The sequence below is a fragment of the Flavobacterium sp. genome (assembly GCF_035456085.1).
In the GTDB taxonomy this organism is placed as follows: Bacteria; Bacteroidota; Bacteroidia; order Flavobacteriales; family Flavobacteriaceae; genus Flavobacterium.
In genome coordinates this window covers 1-3,134 of record NZ_DATIDY010000227.1, presented here as the reverse complement: position 1 = coordinate 3,134, position 3,134 = coordinate 1, and the positions used below count along the sequence as shown (strand labels likewise).

At 29.5% G+C, this 3,134-nt stretch carries 3 protein-coding genes; all 3 read right to left on the bottom strand.

What is annotated here, in order from left to right; translation table 11 throughout:
- Nucleotides 1-174 (bottom strand): type II toxin-antitoxin system ParD family antitoxin (locus VLC96_RS16950; RefSeq protein WP_325264822.1); only part of this gene is annotated, 174 nt, incomplete at its 3' end.
- Between the two features lie 208 nt (nucleotides 175-382).
- Complete coding sequence (locus VLC96_RS16945; protein ID WP_325264821.1) at nucleotides 383-1,279, bottom strand: TlpA family protein disulfide reductase; 897 nt, start codon at nucleotides 1,277-1,279, stop codon at nucleotides 383-385.
- 166 nt (nucleotides 1,280-1,445) lie between these two features.
- Nucleotides 1,446-3,086, bottom strand: coding sequence for a S41 family peptidase (locus tag VLC96_RS16940; protein WP_325264819.1), 1,641 nt, complete (start codon nucleotides 3,084-3,086; stop codon nucleotides 1,446-1,448).
- Nucleotides 3,087-3,134: the final 48 nt, after the last annotated feature.

Genomic DNA, 3,134 nt, shown 5'->3' with positions numbered 1-3,134 from the left:
AATTCCTTCATTAATCGCCTTTCTCAGCGCAATTATTTTATTTTCCTCATCCTCTAAAAGACGAAGTCCAGCTCTAACAACTTCACTTGCATTATTAAATCTTCCATCAATAATACTGTGTTCAATAAAACTTTCAAAATGGTCGCCCAGCGATATAGAAGTATTTCGTCCCATAATTTTTTTAGCTAAGTTACCAAAAAATGGTAACTTTTCAAGTTATTACGGATTTTTTTGGAATCTCTCCCAACGTTCTGGCACTACAGCGGTTTAGGACTAAATTAAGCCCATTCTTCGGATTTGCCAAATCTTCCAAATACAAGACCATCTTTCCATTAAGCCTATTGACCAAATCCGTTGTAGTAGCTGTTGGCAGATGGCATGGTTATCTGTTAAATATATGTTTTAATTGATTTTCTAAAGATTTTCTGTTGAGTTCTCCACTACCTTTCCATTTTCCAATAATAGTTCCATTCGTATCTATTAAAACTTTATGTGGAATTCCATTCACAAAATAATTTTTTTCTACGGTGCAATTATTTTCGATTACAGAGAAATGTTTCCAATTCTGAATACCTTCTTTTAATATTGCTGTGCGCCAATTATCTAAATCCGTATCTCTTGATACACTCACTATTTCAAATCCCAAATCTTTGTATTTCTCGTATAAATCTTTAATATAGGGTAATTCTCCACGGCACGGACCACACCAACTAGCCCAAAAATCAATTAATACATATTTTTTGCCTTTGTAATCTTCAAGCGTTAGTTCTTTTCCGTTCATATCTTTCCCGAGAAAAATTGGAGCGATACTTCCCACCTTGCTCTGTTTGAAATAGATTAGTTGTTCGGACATTTTTATTCCATAAGAACTTTGCTTGACTTCGGGAGAAGCATTGTTGTAAATCGCTTCAAAATCATCATAAAAATCCTTTCCAGGTTGTCTGGAAATTTGCTGTTGTACCAATTTTAAACAATAAAGTGATGAAGGATGTTGTTTGGCGTAATTCAAATTTATTTTCAGTTCTTCTATATCATTTCTGTCAGAAACATTATACAAACTATCTTCATAAATAGCAAGACTTCCCCGTTTTTTTAAATCGCTTGTTTTCTTAATTTCCTCATTACATACTTTCATTAATTTGTTTACAGAATCTCGAACAGCATTAATTTTAAAATGTAAATTATTTAATTCTATTTCTATATCTGAATCTGTCATTTGTTGTGCTTTACAATCCAAAATTGAAAAGAGTAATAAAATAACGATAAATGTAATTCTCATAAGTCTTGATTTCGGTTAATGCTTTCTGCCAACGTTCTGGTACTACAGCGGGTTTGGGACTAAATTAAGCCCATTCTTCGGATTTGCCAAATCATTCCAAATACAAAACCATCTTTCCATTAAGCCAATTGCCCAAATCCGTTGTAGTAGCTGTTGGCAGAAGTATTTATTTTTCGGCCTCTATTATTTCAATTGCTTTTTCTAAAACTTCATCTTTCCCCTCTTGAATTCCTTTAATTGTTGGTTTGATTTCTAAATCTATTTTGATGCCTGTTCTTTGAGTTTCTGATTTATCAGGATAAAAAATCCCAATACCTGTCATATATAATTTATAACCACCTATAAATTCAACTTTACATATATCTCCATCTGCTCCAGCTGTTTGACTTCCAATTGTTGTGGCATTATTAGCAGTTTGAAATGCCATAGTTGTAAATTCTGCATGGCTTTGTGTTTCTTCATTAACTAATATTACTGTTTTCCCTTTATAAAAATCTTTGTTGTTATTCCCGCATTTTAAATTTTTTGCCCAAAGGAATTTCCCTGGATAAGTTAAATCAGGTTTTGTGATAGTTACAAAATCTTTTGGAGTTTCATTTAGATATTTACTAACCATATAAATCGTTCCTTTTGGGTAATTTCGAATGTCAAAAATTATTGCTTTAGTCTTTTTAAGTTCATTCATCATTTTGTCAACATCTTTGCGCTCAATTTCTCCCATATCGACATATCCAATATTCCCATCTAAAATTTTATATTTTTCTTTAGGCTTTTGTTTTACATTAAGAGTTTTCCATAAATATCGCCCAATATTTTTATTAATAATTTTTCCATTTCTATTTAAAAAAACATTAACTGAATCGGTTAAACCATTAAAAATACCATACTCAAAATTTCTTAGTTTAGTATTATAGTTGGAACCATTTATATATTTAATTTTTTCTAACATAATTTGATTTATGCTTTTATTATCCACTTTTTCAATGATGTCCCCGATTCTTAAATCATTTAATTTTGCTAATGAATCATTATAAAAATTTGTTAGAATTACTTTGTTATCAATAATTTTAAAATTTGAGGGAATCCATTTAAGTCCAAAAAAGTTGTTTGTTGTTTTGGTTACCAAATTACTATGAGTGTCGTCAATCTTTATTGATAATTCCAACATTGCTAAATGATAATCTTCTTCGTTTTTTGCATTTTTAAATTTAGGAATCATTTCATATAAAACATCATTCCAATTTTGGTCTGTTTTATATTTGTAAGGTGAAAAATATTCGATAATATTCCAAAATTTAAATATGCTTAATAAACGATAATTTTCATTTGGATAATTAAAATCTTTATATTCAGTTTCATTTGTTATTTCAACATTTCCAACATTAGAAGATTTCACATAATGATTCGTTCCTTGGAATCTATTAATTTCAATATACTTCAGTTTTTGTGTAAGTTCATCCGTAAACATTTCTGTGTTTCGTGTCCAAGAAAGGTCAAAATTCTTGTCAAAATATTCGTTTTTACTGGCGTCATTACAGGACTTACAAATCTTTACTACTCCTAAGTTTTCTATCCATTCCAAATATACTTTAGATAATTCTTCTCGGTTTTTAGCTTCTTCAACTTTAGGTAAAATAATTAGCAATTGCTCATCCCAATTATAATCTCCTTTGGAAACATTAGGGTGATAATATTTTAAAAAACCCCATACTTTGCATAAACTAGATAGTTTTTCAGTTTCATTTATTTCTTTTGAATAGCCTAATTGAAATGTAATTATTAGGATTAATAAAATAATTTTCTTCATTTTCTTTGTAGGATGATTTTATATGCACTTTTTTGAGAATATTTCTGC

What these genes read in the sequence shown, in the direction of transcription:
- VLC96_RS16945 (WP_325264821.1), bottom strand. Translation starts at nt 1,279, where the DNA reads ATGAGAATTACATTTATCGTTATTTTATTACTCTTTTCAATTTTGGAT.
- VLC96_RS16940 (WP_325264819.1), bottom strand. Translation starts at nt 3,086, where the DNA reads ATGAAGAAAATTATTTTATTAATCCTAATAATTACATTTCAATTAGGC.